Consider the following 2277-nt stretch of genomic DNA (forward strand, 5'->3'; position numbering starts at 1 on the left):
AGTCTTACCAAATCGTCGGTAATGCCTAATTCTGCACGTTTCTCTGCCGGAATCGAAGCGTGGGTCATCAACGCAGGATGATTTGCCAAAGATTCTACGCCGCCCAAAGATTCAGCTAAAGTGAATACTTTTAGTTTTTCTAAAAACTTGATGGCATCTTCTTTTTTCCCGGATTTAAAGATGAACGAAACCATTCCACCGAAATCCTTCATCTGTTTTTTTGCCAAATCGTGTTGAGGATGAGATTCCAAACCTGGATAAATCACTTTGTCCACGGCAGGATGACTTTCCAGATATTTTGCGACAGCCATTCCGTTTTCCGAATGTCTCTGAACTCGTAATGCCAAAGTTTTAATTCCACGAAGTACCAAATAAGAATCGTGTGGACCGAGAATTCCACCGCTCGCAAACTGTATAAAATGGAGTTTATCGCCCAGTTCAGGAGTTTTTGCAACCAAAGCACCGGCAATCACATCGGAGTGTCCGCCAAGATATTTTGTCGCGGAATGCATCACGATATCAGCACCTAAATCAATTGGTCTTTGCAAATATGGCGTCGCAAAAGTATTATCAACCGCAACCAAAATATCTTTTCCTTTTACTAAATCGGTTACTGCTTTGATGTTAACCAATTTCATCAAAGGATTGGTTGGAGTTTCAATCCAGATTAATTTCGTTTTATCATTTATTAAATCTGAAATTTTCGAAACATCATCAAAATTCACGAAGGTAAATTTGAGTTGGTATTTTTCGAAAAGGCGGGTGAACATTCGGTAAGTTCCGCCGTAAAGATCGTCAACCGCGATAACTTCATCCCCCGGATTTAATAATTTAAGAACACAATCGATTGCCGCCAAACCGGAACCGAAAGCTAAACCTCGCGCGCCGTTTTCAATGCTTGCCAAGCTGTCTTCCAAGGCTTGTCTGGTAGGATTTGCCGCTCTGGAATATTCGTAACCGGAATGAATTCCCGGAGATTTCTGCGCAAAAGTTGAGGTTAAAAAAACGGGTACATTCACCGATCCTGTTGCGGATTCATGGTGTTGACCACCGTGGATTACTTTGGTATTGAAATTCATAATTGTATTGCTTATTGCAAATGGCTTTTCGCTTTTGGCTTATCCTATTTGCATGTTATTAAGTTTTAAAGTTGCCATCAGCCAAAGGCCGTCAGCAAACCGCCTGCTACATTCTAATTGCCGATTTGGCCGCGAACTGCTCTGCCATTTCCTCCATCCATTTTGCAACATCTTCTTCGCCGGTCGCACGTTCATAAGTATTAGCCAATGACACGAGGATTTGGTGAAGGAACATTTTCATTTGGTCTACAGGCATATCTTTCGTCCAAAGATCAATTCTCAGGGCTTCCATCGCTTTATCATCCCACACGGAGATCATGGTGGCTTTGGTTTCCTGGGCTTCGATTCCGCCATCCTGTGCGTTCCAGGTCATGGTTTCGGGAATGTGGTTTTCGTCGAGTTCTACGTCTATGGTAATCTGGGTTTTTCTCATGATTTATTGGGTTACGGAGTCGTGGTAAAGCGAACTCTTTTAATATTTAGGTTTATAATTGCTTTGGTTGAAAATATCCTGAGCGTTCATTTTCAGGAAATCGGTAAGTTTGGTTTCAGGATTTTGCTGAAAGAATTTTCTGGTGATTTGCCATCCGGTGAAAATTCCGACTCTTGGGGAAGATTCGTTATCGATTTCGGTATAAAATTTTGAAAACGGCCCCGGATTGATGAAGCGCTCTTTTAGCCGGAGATCGTCACTGAAAATCAGGTTGTTTTCCACGAAATAATTCCAGATATTCACTTCGTTTTGTTTGGCCCATTCGAACTGTTTCTGGGAATAATGCATTTTCAGATAATCGGGGAAATCCGGTAAAAAAGCATCCTGAAGCGTCATGATTTTTCCGTTATAAATGAGTTCATCAATAAATTTCTGGTGATTAAGATTCGGCTGCACAAAATAATTTGCAAAAACTTCAGAAACTTTAGGAACGATATTCTGCGGATTCATCGAAGTCTGGAAATACTGCTCCAAACCTTTATAATTAAGATTGTTTTCGCCCATAAATCCGGTAATGTCGATAAAAAGCATATTCACGTCATCTCTGTAAAAAATTGGTTCCATAATTCCGCTTAAAACAGAGGAAAAAAGATAGACTTGAGGTGTTTTAAATTCCGGGAAATAGTATTTGATGTGAGAGAACAATCCCGTTAAATCGCTGTTGAGTTTTGCGATGTCGATCTTAGAAATAGCTTCTTTATAAAT

The 2277-nt window shown here is 40.5% G+C and carries 3 protein-coding genes; all 3 read right to left on the reverse strand.

The annotated features are described in order from the left end of the window. On the reverse strand, window positions 1-1079 hold a 1079-nt coding region (locus V5N63_RS10675; protein ID WP_332033927.1), incomplete at its 3' end, for a trans-sulfuration enzyme family protein. 106 nt (window positions 1080-1185) lie between these two features. Continuing rightward, the gene (gene gldC / locus V5N63_RS10680; protein WP_332020704.1) at window positions 1186-1512 is read right to left on the reverse strand and encodes a gliding motility protein GldC; all 327 of its coding nucleotides are present in this window, start codon (window positions 1510-1512) and stop codon (window positions 1186-1188) included. Window positions 1513-1551: 39 nt separating this feature from the next. Continuing rightward, window positions 1552-2277 (reverse strand): gliding motility lipoprotein GldB (gene gldB / locus V5N63_RS10685; protein ID WP_332033928.1); only part of this gene is annotated, 726 nt, incomplete at its 5' end.

Source organism: Kaistella sp. (assembly GCF_032060305.1).
In the GTDB taxonomy this organism is placed as follows: Bacteria; Bacteroidota; Bacteroidia; order Flavobacteriales; family Weeksellaceae; genus Kaistella; species Kaistella yananensis.